Origin of the sequence: Streptomyces sp. SAT1 (assembly GCF_001654495.1) — a bacterium.
Taxonomy (GTDB): domain Bacteria; phylum Actinomycetota; class Actinomycetes; order Streptomycetales; family Streptomycetaceae; genus Streptomyces; species Streptomyces andamanensis.
Window position 1 is genome coordinate 1,703,716 of record NZ_CP015849.1, and the last position, 17,580, is coordinate 1,721,295.

Consider the following 17,580-nt stretch of genomic DNA (forward strand, 5'->3'; position numbering starts at 1 on the left):
CCATGACCGACACCACCCGCCCCGACGGGGGCACCCCGCTCATCCCGCTGCCGCACGGCGCCGCCCGGCTGCTCACCACCGTCGGCGCCGTCGCCACCATCGCCAGCACCATGCTCGCCTGGACCTGGACCGCCGAATTCCCCGGCGACCTCACCGTCACCGCCTACCCGGCAGGACTCCAGCTCCTCACCCTCACCGGCGGCATCCTCACCCTCCTGTACGCCCTCACCCTCTGGGACGTCCGCGGACTGCGCTGGCTCAACCCCGCCCGCACCACCGCCCCCGTCTTCCTCACCGCCCTGGCCGCCTTCGCCGTCACCTGGTACACGATCCTCGCGATCGCCATCGAACTCGGCGGCCTCGCCAACCTCGAACCCGGCGGCTACGTCGCCGCAATCGCCTCGCTGCTGCCCGTCATCGGCGCCCTCGCCCTGCCGCGCCCCGGCGACACCTGGAAGTCGTACTTCGCCAAGGCCGACGACATCCCGCGCCCCGCCCCGCTGCCCGCCTGGGCCGAACGCGTCGCCATCACCCTCGCGCTCGCCCTCGGACTCGTCGTCTTCACCTACGGCATCAGCACCCCCGACGACGAGTACGGCGAGACCTTCAGCGGCTTCGGACTCCTCGTCGTCTTCTCCGCCTGGGCCCTCTTCAGCGCCGGACTCACCGACCGCTTCTCCGCGCTCAACGCCCGCCACAAGGGATTCGCCACCTCCATGGCCTTCCTCGCCGCGGCCGTCTTCCCCTTCACCCAGACCGAGGACCACAACGCCAACATCGGCGTCAACATCCTCATCTTCGCCACCGTCGCGCTCGGCCTGAACATCGTTGTCGGACTCACCGGCCTGCTCGACCTCGGCTACGTCGCCTTCCTCGGCGTCGGCGCCTACGCCGCGGCCCTCGTCTCCGGCTCCGAGTACTCCCGCTTCTCCGGCACCCAACTCCCCTTCTGGGGAGCCGTCCTCGTCGGCATGGGCGCCTCCCTCGTCTTCGGCGTCCTCATCGGCGCCCCCACCCTGCGGCTGCGCGGCGACTACCTCGCCATCGTCACCCTCGGCTTCGGAGAGATCTTCCGCATCGCCGTCAACAACCTCGACGGCTCCTCCGGACCCGACATCACCAACGGCCCCAACGGCATCGCCAACATCCCCGACCTGGAGATGTTCGGGTTCAACTTCGGCGACCCGCACGACATCGGCTCCTTCACCCTGGGCCGCTTCGCCAACTACTTCCTGCTGATGCTGATCTTCACGGCCATCGTCGTGCTGGTCTTCACCCGCGCCGCCGACTCCCGCATCGGCCGCTCCTGGGTCGCCATCCGCGAGGACGAGACCGCCGCCACCGCCATGGGCATCAACGGCTTCCGCGTCAAGCTCATCGCCTTCGCCCTCGGCGCCGCGCTCGCCGGACTCGCCGGCACCGTCAGCGCCCACGTCAGCTACTCCGTCGTCCCCACGCCCTACCAGTTCGCCGGCGCCGCCCCGCCCAACTCCGCGTTCCTGCTGGCCGCCGTCGTCCTCGGCGGCATGGGCACCGTCAGCGGACCCCTCCTCGGCGCCAGCATGCTCTACCTCATCCCCGAGAAGCTCCAGTTCCTCAAGAACTACGAACTCCTCGCCTTCGGCCTCGCCCTCGTCCTCCTCATGCGGTTCCGGCCGGAGGGCATCATCGCCAACCGCCGCCGCCAGCTGGAGTTCCACGAGACCGGACAACTCGACGTACCCGAGCAGAAGACGCTCCCCGAGGACCCGGCCGTCACCAAGGCAGGGGCGTGAGGACGATGACGACACCAGTACTCGAAGCCCGTGACGTCACCATGCGCTTCGGCGGCCTCACCGCCGTACGCTCCGTCGACTTCACCGTCAACAGCGGCGAGATCGTCGGACTCATCGGACCCAACGGCGCCGGCAAGACCACCTTCTTCAACTGCCTCACCGGCCTCTACGTCCCCACCGAAGGAACCGTCTCCTACAAAGGCACCGTCCTCCCCCCCAAACCCCACCTGGTCACCCAGGCCGGAATCGCCCGCACATTCCAGAACATCCGGCTCTTCGCCAACATGACCGTCCTGGAAAACGTGCTGATCGGACGGCACACCCGCACCAAAGAAGGACTCTGGTCCGCACTCCTGCGCGGCCCCGGATTCAAGAAAGCGGAAAAAGCGAGCGAAGAACGGGCCATGGAACTGCTCCAGTTCATCGGCCTCGCCCACAAACGCGACCATCTCGCCCGCAATCTCCCCTACGGCGAACAGCGCAAACTGGAGATCGCCCGCGCACTCGCCAGCGAACCCGGCCTGCTGCTCCTCGACGAGCCCACGGCCGGCATGAACCCCCAGGAAACCCGCGCCACCGAAGAACTCGTCTTCGCCATCCGTGAGCAGGGCATCGCCGTCCTCGTCATCGAGCACGACATGCGGTTCATCTTCAACCTCTGCGACCGCGTCGCCGTCCTCGTCCAGGGCGAGAAACTCATCGAGGGCACCTCCGACGTCGTCCAGGCCGACGAACGCGTCGTCGCCGCCTACCTCGGCGAACCCTTCGAAGGCGCCCCCGGCGACGCCGAGGCCGCCGAGGTCGAGGCGGCCGAGGTCGAGGCGGCCGAGGCGGGAGCCGCCGAGGCCGAGACGGAGCACAGCACCAAGGGAGAAGCCCAGTGACCGCACTCCTGGAGGTCGAGGACCTCAGGGTCGCCTACGGCAAGATCGAGGCCGTCAAAGGCATCTCCTTCAGCGTCGAGGCGGGCGAGGTCGTCACCCTCATCGGCACCAACGGCGCCGGCAAGACCACCACCCTGCGCACCCTCTCCGGCCTGCTCAAGCCCAGCGGCGGAAAGATCGTCTTCGACGGCAAGCCGCTCACCGGCGTCCCCGCCCACAAGATCGTCGCCCTCGGACTCGCCCACTCCCCCGAGGGCCGGCACATCTTCCCCCGCCTCAGCATCGCCGAGAACCTCCAGCTCGGCGCCTTCCTCCGCAAGGACAAGGAAGGCATCGAGAAGGACATCCAGCGCGCCTACGACCTCTTCCCCATCCTCGGCGAACGCCGCAAGCAGGCCGCCGGCACCCTCTCCGGCGGCGAACAGCAGATGCTCGCCATGGGCCGCGCCCTCATGTCCCAGCCCAAGCTCCTCATGCTCGACGAACCGTCCATGGGCCTGTCGCCCATCATGATGCAGAAGATCATGTCCACGATCGTCGAGCTGAAGTCCCAGGGCACCACCATCCTGCTCGTCGAACAGAACGCCCAGGCCGCGCTCTCCCTCGCCGACCAGGGACACGTCATGGAGGTCGGCACCATCGTCCTCTCCGGCACCGGACGCGACCTCCTGCACGACGAATCCGTCCGCAAGGCCTACCTCGGCGAGGACTGAGCCCACCGGACAGCACCCCACACACGGCGAGGCCCGCACCCCGGTCAGGGGATGCGGGCCTCGCCGTGCGCGCCGGGGGCGGCCGCCGCTCAGTCCTCCTCGGACCGCACCGGCTTCCCGCCCTTGGCCGCCTTCTTCTCCTCGCTGTCCTGGATGACCGCCTCCGCCACCTGCTGCATCGACATCCGGCGGTCCATCGACGTCTTCTGGATCCAGCGGAACGCGGCCGGCTCCGTCAGCCCGTACTCCGTCTGCAGCACCGACTTCGCCCGGTCCACCAGCTTCCGGGTCTCCAGCCGCTGGGAGAGGTCCGCGACCTCCTTCTCCAGCTCCCGCAGCTCCGTGAACCGCGACACCGCCATCTCGATCGCCGGCACCACGTCACTCTTGCTGAACGGCTTCACCAGATACGCCATCGCACCGGCGTCCCGCGCCCGCTCCACCAGATCCCGCTGCGAGAACGCCGTCAGCATCAGCACCGGGGCGATGCTCTCCTCGGCGATCTTCTCCGCCGCCGAGATGCCGTCCAGCTTGGGCATCTTCACATCCAGGATCACCAGATCCGGCCGGTGCTCCCGGGCCAGCTCCACCGCCCGCTCACCGTCCCCGGCCTCACCGACGACGCTGTAGCCCTCCTCCTCCAGCATCTCCTTGAGATCGAGACGGATCAGCGCCTCGTCCTCGGCGATGACCACACGGGTCGTCAGCGGCGGGACATGCGACTTGTCGTCGCCGGCGGCGTCGACGGACTGGGGCGACTCGGGGCCGGTCACGGGGGCGCTCCTTGTTCCGGGGGAGGCAGATACTGCTCCCAAGAGCGTACCTAGCTGCGGTAAGGTGGGGGCACGGCGGGTGACCGTCGATCTTCATTTCGAAGGGCGCCCCGGTAGCCCAGCGGTAGAGGCAATGGTCTCAAACACCATCCAGCGTCGGTTCGAATCCGACCCGGGGTACTTTTCCATGGTTCCCAAGGTCACGCTTCGCAAGCGGATGTCCACGTTCTCGTGAACATCCGCTTTTTGCCGCGTGCCACCGCAGCCGCTCCGCGACGGTGGTCACATGTACGATCTCGGCACCCGCAAGCACGCCCTCGCCCTGCTCGCGCAAGGGCGCAGCCTGAACTCCGTCAGCAAGCAGACCGGCGTCTCCCGCGCCGCGATCCGCTCCTGGCGCGTCCGCCTCGAACCCCTGCCCCGCATGGCGCCCACCGACCCGGGGCCGCCCGCTGACGAGGCGGCGTACGCCTATCTGCTGGGCCTGTATCTGGGCGACGGGTGTCTCAGCCCGCATCCGCGCGGCGGCCACTACCTGCGGATCGCATGTGCCGACGCCTGGCCCGGACTCCTCCGTGAGTGCCGACAGGCCATCACGGCGGTACGGCCCGGCGTCGGCGTGTACGACGAGCAGAAGCAGGGATGCACCATGATCACCAGCTACTCCCGGCACTGGCCCCGTCTCTTCCCCCAGCACGGCACCGGCAGGAAACACGAGCGCCGCATCGCGCTCGCCCCCTGGCAGCAGGAGATCGTCGACGCGTACCCCTGGGAGTTCGTCCGGGGGCTCATCCACTCGGACGGCTGCCGGATCACCAACTGGACGACTCGTCTCGTCGGCGGTGAGCGCAAGCGCTACGAGTACCCGCGGTACTTCTTCACCAACCTGTCAGCGGATATCACCCGGCTCTGCACCGACACCCTCGACCGGCTGGGCGTCGAGTGGAAAGCCCACGGCTGCAACATCTCCGTCGCCCGCAAAGCCTCCGTGGCCCTCATGGACGCGCACATCGGGCCCAAGTACTGACGGTCCCCTACCGCGGGCGGTCGTCCTCGCCGATGTGGTGGACGCGGACCAGGTTGGTGGAGCCGGGGACGCCGGGCGGGGAGCCGGCGGTGATGACGACGACGTCGCCCTTCTCGCAGCGGCCGTGGCGCAGGAGGAGTTCGTCGACCTGGGCGACCATGGCGTCGGTGGAGTCGACGTGCGGGCCGAGGAAGGTCTCGACGCCCCAGGTCGCGCTGAGCTGGGAGCGGGTGGCGGGCTCGGGGGTGAAGGCCAGGACGGGGATGGGTGAGCGGTAGCGGGAGAGGCGGCGGGCGGTGTCGCCCGACTGGGTGAAGGCGACGAGGAACCGCGCGCCGAGGAAGTCGCCGATCTCCGCGGCGGCGCGGGCGACGGCGCCGCCCTGGGTGCGGGGCTTGCTGTGCTCGGTCAGCGGGGGCAGGCCGCGGGCGAGGATGACCTCCTCGGCGGCGGCGACGATCTTCGCCATGGTGCGGACGGCGGTGACGGGGTGCTTGCCGACGCTGGTCTCGCCGGAGAGCATTACCGCGTCGGTGCCGTCGATGACGGCGTTGGCGACGTCGCTGGCCTCCGCGCGGGTGGGGCGGGAGTTGTCGATCATGGAGTCCAGCATCTGGGTGGCGACGATCACCGGTTTGGCGTTGCGCCGGGCCAGTTTCACGGCGCGCTTCTGGACGATGGGCACCTGTTCGAGGGGCATCTCGACGCCGAGGTCGCCGCGGGCGACCATGATGCCGTCGAAGGCGGCGACGATCTCGTCGACGGCCTCGACCGCCTGCGGTTTCTCGATCTTGGCGATGACGGGCAGGCGGCGGCCCTCCTCGTCCATGATGCGGTGGACGTCGAGGATGTCGCGTCCGCTGCGCACGAACGAGAGCGCGATGACGTCGAAGCCGGTGCGCAGCGCCCAGCGCAGGTCGTCCTCGTCCTTCTTGGACAGGGCGGGGACGGAGACGGCGACGCCGGGGAGGTTGAGGCCCTTGTGGTCGGAGACCATGCCGCCCTCGGTGACGCGGGTGCGGACGCGGGGTCCGTCCACGGCGGTGACCTCCAGGCAGACCTTGCCGTCGTCGACGAGGATGCGCTCGCCGGGGGTGACGTCGTCGGCGAGGCCGGCGTGGGTGGTGCCGCACCGGTGGCGGTCGCCCTCGACGCCTTCTTCGACGGTGATGGTGAAGGTGTCGCCGCGTTCGAGGAGTACGGGTCCTTCGCGGAAGCGGCCGAGGCGGATCTTCGGGCCTTGAAGGTCGGCGAGGAGGCCGACGCTGCGGCCGGTCTCGTCGGCGGCCTTGCGTACGTGCTGGTAGCGCTCGTCGTGTTCGGCGTGCTCGCCGTGGCTGAGGTTGAAGCGGGCGACGTCCATTCCGGCGTCGACCAGGGCTTTGATCCGGTCGTACGTGTCGGTGGCGGGCCCCAGGGTACAGACGATCTTCGCTCGGCGCATGGTGTGAGCCTAGGCCTTACCTGTCGGTAGGGATTTGGTGCGACGTGACTGTTCAACGACCTTTGGATGAAGTGTTATTGACAAGTGTTGAAGTGTGCGGGGTGGTGCTCCTCTGAGCGTTCGGCGGGTTTCCGGCGGGTGTGCGGTGTCGGTCGGGGTGTGGGGGCGGTGTGGGGGCTCGCTCTCGGTCCGTTGTTCTGACGTGTTTACAGTTTGGGCGGTTTCATGGTGAATCGCGCGTTGAGTTGCGCGTGGACGTGCTGACGCTGGGGTTCCAGGTCGAGCGGGGCCGCCTCCTCGGGGGCGCCGCCTGGGGCGCCGAAGGCCGCGGCGCGGGCGCGTCCGGCGTACGGCGGGAAGGAGGCGCTGCCCTCGGCGTCGATGTCGGCGATCTCGACGAGGGCCGCGAGGGTGGTGCCGAGGGCCTCGGCGTACTCCTTGGCGCGCTGGACGGCGGCGCGTACGGCCTGTCGGCGGGCCTCGCGGTGGGCGGGCGATCCGGGGCGCAGTTCCCACCAGGGGCCGTCCACTCGGGTGAGGTCCAAGTCGGCCAGTCGGGTGGTGAGTTCACCGAGGGCGGTGAAGTCGGTGAGTTCGGCGGTGAGGTGGACGGCGCCGTGGTAGGTGCGGACGCGTTCGCCGCGGCCGTGGCGGGCGGGTTCGGGGGCGATGGAGAAGGCGCCGGTCTCCAGCCGTTCGACGGCGGGGCCGTAGGACCGGACGAGGTCGAGGACGGCGGTGTTGCGGCGGGTGAGGTCGTCGAGGGCGGAGCGGCGGTCCCTGCCGCGGGCGCTGACGTTGACGCCGACGCGGGCGATCTCGGGGTCGACTTCGAGGTGGGCCTCGCCGCGGACGGCGATGCGCGGGGCGTCGGGGGTGCCGTACGGGACGGCGGGGCCGGGTTCCTCGGGGGCGGCGAAGGTCATGCCTCCCACTGTGCCACCGGGTGCCGGGGCGGGGGCACGGGGCGGCGGTCATCAGATCGCAACCTGCGGGGACTGTTGCGCTTCGGCATGTCCCGGCCAGAATCTACGCGCGTCCATCCATGGTCGGTCTACGCGCGTCGTCGGCCGTCCGCGGCCGGCCGCGCTCCGACCGGCCCGCGGGCCGGTCCTCGCAAGCCGATCCTTCGCAAGGAGAACCAGACATGGCGTTGAACCGCCGGAAGTTCCTGAAGAAGTCCGCCGTGACCGGGGCGGGGGTGGCGCTGGCGGGTGCGGCGGCGGCTCCGGCGGCCGAGGCCGCGACCCCCGGGCACGGACACGGTCACGGGCATGGGCACGGGCGGCATCCCAAGCGGTACTCGCTGACCGTGATGGGCACGACGGACCTGCACGGGCACGTCTTCAACTGGGACTACTTCAAGGACGCGGAGTACACGGACGGCGCGGGCAACGCGCAGGGCCTGGCGCGCATCTCGACGCTGGTGAACCAGGTCCGCGAGGAGAAGGGCCGCCGCAACACGCTGCTGCTGGACGCGGGTGACACGATCCAGGGCACCCCGCTGTCGTACTACTACGCGAAGGTGGACCCGATCACCGCCAAGGGCGGTCCGGTGCACCCGATGGCGCAGGCGATGAACGCGATCGGGTACGACGCGGCGGCGCTGGGCAACCACGAGTTCAACTACGGCATCGAGACGCTGCGCAAGTTCGAGCAGCAGTGCCGTTTCCCGCTGCTGGGTGCGAACGCGCTGGACGCGAAGACGCAGCGGCCGGCGTTCGCGCCGTACGTCATGAAGACGTTCCATGTGCCGGGTGCCGCTCCGGTGAAGGTGGCCGTGCTGGGGCTGACCAACCCGGGTATCGCGATCTGGGACAAGGCGTATGTGCAGGGGAAGCTGACGTTCCCGGGTCTTGAGGAGCAGGCGGCGAAGTGGGTGCCGAAGCTGCGGTCGATGGGCGCGGACGTGGTGATCGTGTCGGCGCACTCGGGTACGTCGGGCCAGTCGTCCTACGGTGACCAGTTGCCGTACGTGGAGGACGCGGCGGCGAACGTGGCCCGGCTGGTGCCGGGGATCGACGCGATCCTGGTGGGGCACGCGCATCTGGAGATCCCGGAGCTGAAGGTCGTCAACGAGAAGTCGGGGAAGACGGTGGTGCTGTCGGAGCCGCTGTGCTTCGCGGAGCGGCTGACCCTGTTCGACATCGAGCTGGTGTTCTCCCGGGGCCGCTGGGAGGTGGAGTCGGTCGCCGCCTCGCTGCGCAACTCGAACGCGGTGCCGGACGACCCGAAGATCACCAGGCTGCTCGAGGACGAGCACAAGAAGGTGGTGCAGTACGTCAACCAGGTCGTCGGGCGGGCCACGCAGACGCTGACGACGGTGGACGCCCGTTACAAGGACGCGCCGATCATCGATCTGATCACCAAGGTCCAGGAGGACGTGGTGAAGGCGGCGCTGGCGGGTACGCAGTACGCCGCGCTGCCGGTGATCGCGCAGGCGTCGCCGTTCTCGCGGACCTCGCAGATCTCGGCGGGCGATGTGACGATCCGGGACCTGTCGAGCCTGTACGTGTACGACAACACGCTGGTGGCGAAGCTGATGACGGGCGCGCAGGTGCGGGAGTACCTGGAGTACTCGGCGGGCTACTACGTGCAGACGGCGGCGGGCGCGCCCGTGGACGTGGAGAAGCTGACGAACGCGGGCGGCCGGCCGGACTACAACTACGACTATGTGTCGGGGCTGGCGTACGACATCGACGTCGCCCGGCCGGCCGGTTCGCGGATCCGGAACCTGACGTTCAACGGTGCGCCGCTGGACGACGCGCAGCAGTTCGTGCTGGCGGTGAACAACTACCGCGCCAACGGCGGCGGCGCGTTCCCGCACGTGGCGGCGGCGAAGGAGCTGTGGTCGGAGTCGACGGAGATCCGTACCCGGATCGCCGAGTGGGCGACGGCGAAGGGTGTGCTGGACCCGAAGGACTTCGCGTCGGTGGACTGGAAGCTGACGCGGGACGGTACGCCGGTGTTCTGACCGGCGGGCCGGTGCGGTAGCCGGTGCACCGGCCCCGCAGCCGGTGGGCCGGTGTTCCGGGCCGGTGTGTCCGTGCCGCGGGCAGCGGTGCGGTGGCGGGGGCGCGGCCTCAGGTCCCGTCCGCCAGAGGGGCGAGTGCCTTGAACTGGTGGGCGGGCGGGACCTGGGGCCGCTGCTGTCGCAGGCCGAAGCTGGTGAAGGCGGTGCGGGCGGGCAGCGGGTAGCTGGCCGTGCCGGTCACGGAGTTGAGGATGGTGGCGCTGCGCCAGGCGGCGAGGCCGAGGTCGGGGGCGCCGACGCCGTGGGTGTGGTGTTCGGCGTTCTGCACGTAGACGTGGCAGCCGGCGGCGCTGACGGCGGGGTCGAGGAGGAGGCGGTACTGCTCGTCGACGCGGGGGCGTTCGCTCTGGTCGCGGCGCAGGTAGGGGTCGAGCGAGGCGAGGAGGTGGCCCAGGGGGCGGGGCCGGTAGCCGGTGGCGAGGACGACGGCGTCGGTGGTGAGGCGGCTGCGGGCGTCCTGCTGGGGGTGTTCCAGGTGGAGTTCGACCTTGTTTCCGGCGACGCGACCCGCGGTGCGGACGCGGACGCCGGGGGTGAGGACGGCGTCGGGCCAGCCGCCGTGCAGGGTGCGGTGGTACAGCTCGTCGTGGATGGCGGCGAGGGTGCTCGCGTCCACGCCCTTGTGCAGTTGCCACTGGGCGGGGACGAGCCGGTCGCGGACGGGCTCGGGCAGGGCGTGGAAGTAGCGCGTGTAGTCGGGTGTGAAGTGTTCCAGGCCGAGCTTGGAGTACTCCATGGGGGCGAATGCCTCGGTGCGGCCGATCCAGTGCAGCCGCTCGTGGCCGGCGGGGCGGCCCTTGAGCAGGTCGAGGAAGACCTCGGCGCCCGACTGGCCCGAGCCGACGACGGTGACGTGCCCGGCGGCGAGGAGCGCGTCGCGGTGGTCGAGGTAGTCGGCGGCGTGCACGACGAGGGCGCCGGGGGCGCCGGCCAGGGGGCGCAGCGGTTCGGGGACGTGGGGTTCGGTGCCGACGCCGAGGACGACGTTGCGGGTGTAGGTGCGGCCCAGGGCCTCGGCCTCGCCGTCGCTGTCGAGCTGGGTGAAGTCGACCTCGAAGAGGCGGTGTTCGGGGTTCCAGCGGACGGTGTCGACCTGGTGGCCGTAGTGCAGTGCGGGGAGCTGGTCGGAGACCCAGCGGCAGTAGGCGTCGTACTCGGCGCGCTCGATGTGGAGGCGTTCGGCGAAGTAGAAGGGGAAGAGCCGGTCGCGGGCCTTGAGGTAGTTGAGGAAGGACCAGTGGCTGGCGGGGTCGGCGAGGGTGACGAGGTCGGCGAGGAAGGGGACCTGGAGGCGGGCGCCGTCGATGAGCAGGCCGGGGTGCCAGTCGAAGCGGGGGCGCTGCTCGTAGAAGGCGGTGGACAGTCCGGTGAGGGGGTGGGCGAGGGCGGCCAGGGAGAGGTTGAACGGTCCGACGCCGATGCCGACCAGGTCGCGGGGGGCGGTCTGGGTGGGGGTGCGGTCCATCGGGGGGCGGCTCTGCGGCAGCCGGTCGGCGGCCGTCCGGTTCGCCGGGGAGTGCTGGGCCGGGGGGCGGCCGGTCGGCGGGTGGGGGCCGGTCGGGGCGTGGGGGTGGCTCATCGGGGGGTGGTTCCTTCCACCAGTTTCAGCAGGGCGGCCAGGTCGTCGGGCCGGGTGCGGGGGTTGAGGAGGGTGGCCTTGAGCCAGAGCCGGCCGTCCAGGCGGGCCCGGCCGAGGACGGCGCGGCCGTCGGTGAGCAGGCGGCGGCGTACGGCGGCCACCGCGTCGTCGGGGGCCCCGGCGGGCCGGAACAGGACCGTGCTGATGACGGGGCGCCCGCGCAGTTCGAGGCCGGGGTGGTCCTCGACGAGGTCGGCGAGGGCGCGGGCGTGGGCGCAGACCTCGTCGACGAGCGCGCCGAGTCCGGCGCGGCCGAGGGTCTTGAGGGTGACGGCGATCTTGAGGATGTCGGGGCGCCGGGTGGTGCGCAGGGAGCGGCCGAGGAGGTCGGGCAGGCCGGCCTCGGTGTCGTCGTCGGCGTTGAGGTAGTCGGCGTGGTGGTGCAGGGCGTCGAGGTCGCCGCCGCGGCGTACGGCGAGGAGTCCGGCGGCGACCGGCTGCCAGCCGAGTTTGTGCAGGTCGAGGGTGACGGTGTGGGCGGCGTCGAGGCCGGTGAGCAGGTGGCGGTGGCGGTCGCTGAACAGGAGGCCGCCGCCGTGGGCCGCGTCGATGTGCAGCCGGGCGCCGTGCGCGGCGCTCAGCGCGGCGATCTCGGGGAGCGGGTCGATGAGTCCGGCGTCGGTGGTTCCGGCGGTGGCGGCCACCAGGAGCGGGGTGCGGGGGGCGCCGGGTCCGGTGAGGGCGGTGAGGGTCTCGGCCAGGGCGGCGGGGTCGAGGGTGCCGGCGGGGGCGGGGACGCGCACGGGGGCGGGCAGGCCGAGCAGCCAGGCGGCGCGGGGCAGGGAATGGTGGGCGTTGGCGCCGTGGACGAGACGGACGCCGTCGCCCCGCTTCTCGCGGGCGAGGAGCAGCGCGAGGTGGTTGGACTCGGTGCCGCCGGTGGTGACGACGGCGTCGGCGCATCCCGCCGTGCGGGCGAGGGCGCGGGTGACGAGGGCTTCGAGCGCGGAGGCGGCGGGTGCCTGGTCCCAGGAGTCGAGCGAGGGGTTGAGGACGCCGGCGGCGAGGTCGGCGGCGGCGGCCACGGCCAGGGGCGGGCAGTGCAGATGGGCGGCGCAGAGCGGGTCGGCGGGGTCGGCGGCGCCCTCGGCCAGGGCGTGCACGAGGGCGCGCAGGGCGTCGGGCTCGCCGTACTCGGGCAGTACGACCCCGGCGGCCGCGCGGACCCGGGCGGCGACGGCCTCCGGGCCGCCCGCGGGCAGCGGCCCGCCCCGGGCCGCCCGTCCGCTGTCCAGCGCGTCGAGCACGGTGTCCAGCAGCGGCCGCAGGGCGTGGCGGCCGTCGGGCCCGGAGGCGAGGCTGACCCGCGGTGCGGGCGGGTGCGGAGTGCCCATGGGCTGTCCTTAGGGGTACGCGGGCCAGGAGCATCCGGTTTGTCCGCCTGAAGGCGGGGTGCCCGGAAAGTCCAACGAGCGGGGCCCCCAGGGGTATTGCCGCACAGGGAGCACACGGAGCCCGCGCCCCCGGCGCTCGACCGCACGCCCGAGCGCCGGGGCGTACGGCTCCGCCGGGCTCTGGCGGCTCCGGGCTCTGGCGCTACCGGCGACCGACGGCGGGCCGGGGTCTCCGGCGCCTGCCGCCTGGCCGAACGGGCGCGCGCAGGGGCCCGCGGTACCTGCCGCCCTGCCGGGCCGACCGCCCGCGGGGCCTGCGCCCGTGCCACCTGCGGCTGGGCGCTCGGGCTCCCTGGACGGCGCCCGTCCGGCGAGCGGGCGGCGCCGCCGCGGACGGCGGAGGCGAGCCACCGTGCCGGACGGGTCCGGCGGGGCGGGGAGCCGGGACCACGGGGATTCCGCGCCGCATGTGTTCGGTGGCCGGATCCCGGACGACTGGGACAGCCCAGGGCCGGGACCCGGCGGACGAAGCTGCCTGTCGCCGTGACGGCTACCGGCCGGGGACGGCCGGACCTCCCCGTGCAGGGCCCGGCACGCCTGTGCCGGGCGGCCGGGCCTGCCCGTCGTCCTGACGATCACCGGCCGGCCGGGCGGCCGGACGCGCACCGGTCGGCCGGGCGGCCCGTGCAGTACGGGCTCGGGCTCGGCGCCATGAGGTCCGGCTGCCGCTCCCGGACGGCTGGGACAGCCCGGGGCCGGGGCCCGGCGGCCGGGGGCGCCGGACGCGACGTAGGCGCCCCGGGCTCGGCCCCGGTCGCCGGGTGGTGCGGAGCCGCCCCGCACGCGTCGGACCCACGGCCGTACCGGCGCGGCGCGCCGCGGCGTGGTGTGAGGGGCCGCCGGGTGACCGGGCGGCCCGGTCGCCCCGGGTCCCACGGCAGGGCCGCGACCGCGCCGCAGGGTCCGGCCCCGACCGTAGGCATCCCGCGTCCGCCCGCCCCCAGCACCCCCCGGGGCCCCGCCCCACCAGCGCACGCGCAGCGCGTCCCGCGGCGCTCGCGGTGTCTCCCTCCTCCGTGTCTCAGGCTCCGAAGTCCTTCCTGTGGTCCTCGGCCCAGGTCGCGAAGGGGCGGGCGGGGGTGCCGGTGATGTCCTCGACCGTGGTGGTGGTCTCGGGGGTGGCGCCGACGGTGTGGCGGAAGGTGTCGAGCAGGCTCTGGAGCATGTGCGGGGGCACGTGCGGGAAGAGTTCGGGGCCGGCCTGCTCGGGGGGCACCTCGGTGTAGGTGAGCGTGCGGCCGAGGGCGCGGCCGATCGCGGCGACCTGGCCGGCGTTGCTGATGGCCGCCGGCCCGCTGAGGCGGTGGGCGGCGCCCTCGTGGCCGCCGTCGAGCAGGGCGCGTTCGGCGACGGCGGCGATGTCGTCCTCGTGGATGGGCGCGGTCATGGCGTCCGCGAAGACACCGCGGACCTCGTCGCCGGCGCGGATCTGCCCGGCCCACTGGAAGGCGTTGGTGGCGAAGGCGCCCGGCCGCAGGAACGTCCACTCCAGGCCGCTGGCGCGGATCTCCCGTTCCACGGTGGCGTGCATGACGTGGATGGGGTGGGTCTCGTCGGCGCCCTCCGTGATGATGGCGGAGGAGAGCAGGACGACGTGCCGGACACCCGCCTCGCGGGCCGCCGCCAGGAAGGCGGCCGTCCGGTCGCCCGCCGCCTGGACGTACAGGAAGAGCTTGTCCGCCCCGGCGAACAGGGCGGCCGGGTCGTCCGGCCGGAACCGCACCACCTCGGCGCCCTCGGGCAGTCCGGCCCGCTGCGGGTCGCGGGTCAGCGCCCGGACGGGCCGGCCGGCGGCGGCCAGGCGCTCGACGAGGGCACGGCCGACGTTGCCGGTGGCGCCGGTGACTACGATCACGGTTTCCTCCGTGGTGGGGGCGTGGCGCGGGCGGGCTCCGGACGGTGGGACGGGTGGGACGGTGTCCGGGCCGGCCCGCGGGCTGGTCGTCCTTCCGGGGTCCGAGCCTAGGAAGGACGACCGGCCCGCGCATCGTCGTCAGGGACCAGACGGGGACCAGTCAGGGCCCAGCCGGGTCGTACGCCCCTGGTACTACGCCCCCGAGCGCACCGCCGTCTCCTCCGGCTCGCCGGGCTCCCCCTGCTCCGTCCGCTCCCCCGTCCGCCCGGCCTCGCGGACGCGCAGCGCCCGTGCCAGGTCGTCGAGTTGGTCGTCGAGCTTGCGGCGCAGCGCCGGGATCGGGTCGTCCTCGCGCAGGCAGGCCCGGCCGAGGCGCAGGTGCTCGGCGTCGACGGCGTGGGCGGGGAAGGCGTAGCGTCCGGCGGCCGCGGCGATGGCGGGACCGCGGCGGGCGGAGAGGGCGACGGCGTCCGCGTAGTAGCGGGCCACGTACGGGGCGACGAGGTCGGCCTGTTCGGGCTGCCAGAAGCCCTGGGCGGTGGCGGTGAACAGGTAGTTGGAGAGGTCGTCGGAGGCGAACATCGCCGCCCAGGCGGCCCGTTTGGCGTCCGGGTCGGGCAGCGCGGCGCGGCAACGGGCGGCGCCCTCCCGGCCGCTGGCGGACGGGTCGCGCTCCAGTTCGGCGGCGATGGCGGACTCGTCGGTGGCGCCGAGGACGGCGAGCCGGGCGAGGACGCGCCAGCGCAGCTCGGGGTCGAGTTCGGGGCCGCCGGGGACGGTGCCGTCGGCGAGCCAGGCGGCGATGGTGTCGGGGTGGGCGGCGACGTCGATGAAGTGGCGTACGGCGATGAGGCGCAGGCCGGGGTGGTCGCCGTCCTCGGTGCGGCGGATCAGGTCGCGGCACACGGAGGCGAGCGTGGCGAGGGCGGCGGGCCGCTGCTCGGGGGCGAGGCAGCGGTCGGCGATGTGGACGCGGGCGAAGGAGAGCACGGCCTCGACGAGGGCGAGGTCGCTCTCGCGCGGCAGGTGGGCGCGCGCGGTCTCCAGATAGACGCCGGGGGCCAGTTCGCCGTCGCGCACGGCGTCGCGCAGGGCGTTCCAGACGACGGTGCGGCTCAGCGGGTCGGGCAGGCCCGACAGGTTCTCGCGGACGGTGCGGAAGGACTCGGCGTCGAAGCGGATCTTGGCGTAGGTGAGGTCGCCGTCGTTGAGGAGGAGCAGCGCGGGGCGCGGGCCGCCGCTGCTGATGCCGGCGTCGCCGGTGGCGGGCACGTCGGCTTCCACGCGGGTGCGCAGGGTCAGCCGGCCGGCGTCGTGGAGGTCGTGGTCGTAGACGCCGATGGTGATGCGGTGCGGCCGGGTGCCGCCCCCGGGTGTGAGGCTCCCGGCGTGCTTGAGGCCGTCCCGGTCCTTGGCGGGATCCGGCGCGGACCAGGTGCCGGAGCTGCCCCGGTGCGCGATGTCGAGGTGCCAGTTGCCGTGGTCGGCGCGCACGGTGGGGACGAGGGTGTCGACGCCGGTGGTGCGCAGCCATGCCTGGGCCCAGGCGTGGACGTCGCGGTCGGTGGCGGAGGCCAGCGAGTCGATGAAGTCGGCGAGGGTGGCGTTGCCGAACCGGTGGCGCCGGAAGTGGGTGTTGATGCCGGCGAGGAAGTCCTTCTCGCCGAGCCAGGCGACGAGCTGGCGCAGCGCGGAGGCGCCCTTGGCGTAGGAGATGCCGTCGAAGTTCAGCAGCGCGGAGGCGGTGTCGTCGACGGCCTCGGGGGCGACGGGGTGGGTGGAGGGGCGCTGGTCGGCGTCGTAGCCCCAGGACTTGCGGGAGAGGCCGAACTCGGTCCAGGTGCCGGTGAAGCGGGTGGCCTCGGCGGTGGTCTGGTAGCCCATGTACTCGGCGAAGGACTCGTTGAGCCAGATGTCGTCCCACCACCGCAGGGTGACGAGGTCGCCGAACCACATGTGGGCCATCTCGTGGGCGATGACCATGGCGCGGGTCTGCCGCTCGGTGTCGGTGACGGCGGAGCGGTAGACGAACTCGTCGCGGAAGGTGACGAGGCCGGGGTTCTCCATGGCGCCCGCGTTGAACTCGGGGACGAACGCCTGGTCGTAGGAGTCGAAGGGGTAGGGCTCCTCGAACTTCTCGTGGTAGCGGTCGAAGCAGGCGCGGGTGACGTCGAGGATCTCGTCGGCGTCGGCGTCCAGGTGGGGGGCGAGGGAGCGGCGGCAGTGGATGCCGAAGGGCAGACCGCGGTGTTCGGCGCGCACCGAGTGCCAGGGGCCGGCGGCGACGGCGACGAGGTAGGTGGACAGCGGCGGGGTGGTGGCGGCCTTCCAGGCGCCGCCGCCGGTGTGTTCGGCGATGCCGTTGGTGAGGACGGTCCAGCCCTCGGGGGCCTTGACGGTGAGGTCGAAGACGGCCTTGAGGTCGGGCTGGTCGAAGGCGGCGAAGACGCGCTGCACGTCCTCCATGAACAGCTGGGTGTAGACGTAGGTCTCGCCGTCGGAGGGGTCGGTGAAGCGGTGCATGCCCTCGCCGGTGCGGGAGTAGCGCATGGCGGCGTCGACGCGCAGTTCGTGCTCGCCGGGGGCGAGGTCCGTCAGCGGCAGGCGGTTCCCGTCGAGGCGGGCCGGGTCGAGGGGCTGTCCGTCGAGGGTGGCGGAGCGCAGTTCGGCGGGCTTGAGCTCGACGAAGGTGTCCGTGCCGTCCTGGCCGGTGCGTACGGAGAACCGGATCAGGGTGCGGGAGTCGAAGGTCTCCTCCCCGACGGTCAGGTCGAGGTCGACGTGGTAGTGGTGGACATCGAGGAGCTGGGCACGGGTCTGCGCTTCGTCGCGCGTGAGTACGGACATGCACGCCATGCTGCCCGATGGCGGGGGCGGGGCACGAGGGGGTTCGGGAGACGGGCCGGGCCGGGGTGCCGGGCAAGGGGGGTGCCCTCACGCGCGCCGGGCGGGTGCCGGCGCGCGCCGGGGCGGCTGGGCGGGGGCGCGGACGGCGGACGGCGGACGGCGGACGGCGGGCCCTTCCGAGGCCGCTACGCCCGA

The 17,580-nt window shown here is 72.5% G+C and carries 12 protein-coding genes and 1 tRNA gene; 6 read left to right on the forward strand and 7 right to left on the reverse strand.

Annotation, left to right across the window (positions count from 1 at the left end; genetic code table 11):
* Window positions 1–2: 2 nt before the first annotated feature.
* Genes A8713_RS07480 through A8713_RS07490 form a run of 3 tightly spaced genes read left to right on the forward strand, consistent with a single transcriptional unit; the run spans window position 3 to window position 3,372 of the window.
* Entirely contained in the window at window positions 3–1,775 is a 1,773-nt protein-coding gene (locus A8713_RS07480; protein WP_064537304.1) for a branched-chain amino acid ABC transporter permease, read from the forward strand.
* 5 nt (window positions 1,776–1,780) lie between these two features.
* Window positions 1,781–2,659, forward strand: a complete 879-nt coding sequence (locus A8713_RS07485; RefSeq protein WP_064532405.1) for an ABC transporter ATP-binding protein — start codon at window positions 1,781–1,783, stop codon at window positions 2,657–2,659.
* Window positions 2,656–3,372: an ABC transporter ATP-binding protein gene (locus tag A8713_RS07490; RefSeq protein WP_064532407.1), complete on the forward strand. Its 717-nt coding sequence runs from the start codon at window positions 2,656–2,658 to the stop codon at window positions 3,370–3,372. Before A8713_RS07485 ends, A8713_RS07490 begins: the two co-directional genes overlap by 4 nt.
* Window positions 3,373–3,461: 89 nt before the next feature.
* On the opposite strand, the gene A8713_RS07495 is transcribed toward A8713_RS07490, so the two are convergent.
* On the reverse strand, window positions 3,462–4,145 hold the full coding sequence (locus A8713_RS07495; RefSeq protein ID WP_064532409.1) for an ANTAR domain-containing response regulator: 684 nt from the start codon (window positions 4,143–4,145) through the stop codon (window positions 3,462–3,464).
* 107 nt (window positions 4,146–4,252) lie between these two features.
* On the opposite strand from A8713_RS07495, the gene A8713_RS07500 reads away from it, so the two are divergent.
* Together A8713_RS07500 and A8713_RS07505 are read left to right on the forward strand one after the other, a co-directional pair.
* Window positions 4,253–4,325: transfer RNA gene (locus tag A8713_RS07500), tRNA-Leu, on the forward strand.
* Window positions 4,326–4,431: 106 nt separating this feature from the next.
* On the forward strand, window positions 4,432–5,172 hold the full coding sequence (locus tag A8713_RS07505; protein ID WP_064532412.1) for a helix-turn-helix domain-containing protein: 741 nt from the start codon (window positions 4,432–4,434) through the stop codon (window positions 5,170–5,172).
* 7 nt (window positions 5,173–5,179) lie between these two features.
* Here A8713_RS07505 and pyk read toward each other — a convergent pair whose 3' ends face one another.
* Together pyk and A8713_RS07515 are read right to left on the reverse strand one after the other, a co-directional pair.
* On the reverse strand, window positions 5,180–6,616 hold the full coding sequence (gene pyk, locus A8713_RS07510; RefSeq protein WP_064532414.1) for a pyruvate kinase: 1,437 nt from the start codon (window positions 6,614–6,616) through the stop codon (window positions 5,180–5,182).
* Between the two features lie 206 nt (window positions 6,617–6,822).
* Complete coding sequence (locus tag A8713_RS07515; RefSeq protein WP_064532415.1) at window positions 6,823–7,542, reverse strand: SIMPL domain-containing protein; 720 nt, start codon at window positions 7,540–7,542, stop codon at window positions 6,823–6,825.
* Window positions 7,543–7,763: 221 nt separating this feature from the next.
* Here A8713_RS07515 and A8713_RS07520 point away from each other — a divergent pair, with 221 nt between their 5' ends.
* Window positions 7,764–9,590 carry a bifunctional metallophosphatase/5'-nucleotidase gene (locus tag A8713_RS07520; RefSeq protein ID WP_064532417.1) on the forward strand — a complete coding sequence of 609 codons (1,827 nt, stop codon included), beginning with the start codon at window positions 7,764–7,766 and terminating at the stop codon, window positions 9,588–9,590.
* A 109-nt stretch (window positions 9,591–9,699) separates the two neighbouring features.
* Here the strand turns inward: A8713_RS07520 and A8713_RS07525 are convergent, their stop codons facing one another.
* The 4 genes from A8713_RS07525 to pepN form a co-directional block, all read right to left on the reverse strand.
* Window positions 9,700–11,229, reverse strand: coding sequence for a lysine N(6)-hydroxylase/L-ornithine N(5)-oxygenase family protein (locus A8713_RS07525; protein ID WP_064532420.1), 1,530 nt, complete (start codon window positions 11,227–11,229; stop codon window positions 9,700–9,702).
* Complete coding sequence (locus A8713_RS07530) at window positions 11,226–12,623, reverse strand: pyridoxal phosphate-dependent decarboxylase family protein (RefSeq protein WP_064532421.1); 1,398 nt, start codon at window positions 12,621–12,623, stop codon at window positions 11,226–11,228. The genes A8713_RS07525 and A8713_RS07530 overlap by 4 nt, the downstream gene beginning before the upstream one ends.
* 1,081 nt (window positions 12,624–13,704) lie before the next feature.
* Window positions 13,705–14,538: an NmrA family NAD(P)-binding protein gene (locus A8713_RS07535; protein WP_064532423.1), complete on the reverse strand. Its 834-nt coding sequence runs from the start codon at window positions 14,536–14,538 to the stop codon at window positions 13,705–13,707.
* A gap of 192 nt (window positions 14,539–14,730) precedes the next feature.
* Entirely contained in the window at window positions 14,731–17,394 is a 2,664-nt protein-coding gene (gene pepN / locus A8713_RS07540) for an aminopeptidase N (RefSeq protein WP_064532426.1), read from the reverse strand.
* Window positions 17,395–17,580 lie beyond the last annotated feature (186 nt).

Excerpts from the sequence above, each read along its gene's own strand:
- A8713_RS07480 (WP_064537304.1), top strand. The coding sequence starts at position 3 with ATGACCGACACCACCCGCCCCGACGGGGGCACCCCGCTCATCCCGCTG.
- A8713_RS07485 (WP_064532405.1), top strand. The coding sequence starts at position 1,781 with ATGACGACACCAGTACTCGAAGCCCGTGACGTCACCATGCGCTTCGGC.
- A8713_RS07505 (WP_064532412.1), top strand. The coding sequence starts at position 4,432 with ATGTACGATCTCGGCACCCGCAAGCACGCCCTCGCCCTGCTCGCGCAA.
- pyk (WP_064532414.1), bottom strand. The coding sequence starts at position 6,616 with ATGCGCCGAGCGAAGATCGTCTGTACCCTGGGGCCCGCCACCGACACG.
- A8713_RS07515 (WP_064532415.1), bottom strand. The coding sequence starts at position 7,542 with ATGACCTTCGCCGCCCCCGAGGAACCCGGCCCCGCCGTCCCGTACGGC.
- A8713_RS07520 (WP_064532417.1), top strand. The coding sequence starts at position 7,764 with ATGGCGTTGAACCGCCGGAAGTTCCTGAAGAAGTCCGCCGTGACCGGG.
- A8713_RS07525 (WP_064532420.1), bottom strand. The coding sequence starts at position 11,229 with ATGAGCCACCCCCACGCCCCGACCGGCCCCCACCCGCCGACCGGCCGC.
- A8713_RS07530 (WP_064532421.1), bottom strand. The coding sequence starts at position 12,623 with ATGGGCACTCCGCACCCGCCCGCACCGCGGGTCAGCCTCGCCTCCGGG.
- pepN (WP_064532426.1), bottom strand. The coding sequence starts at position 17,394 with ATGGCGTGCATGTCCGTACTCACGCGCGACGAAGCGCAGACCCGTGCC.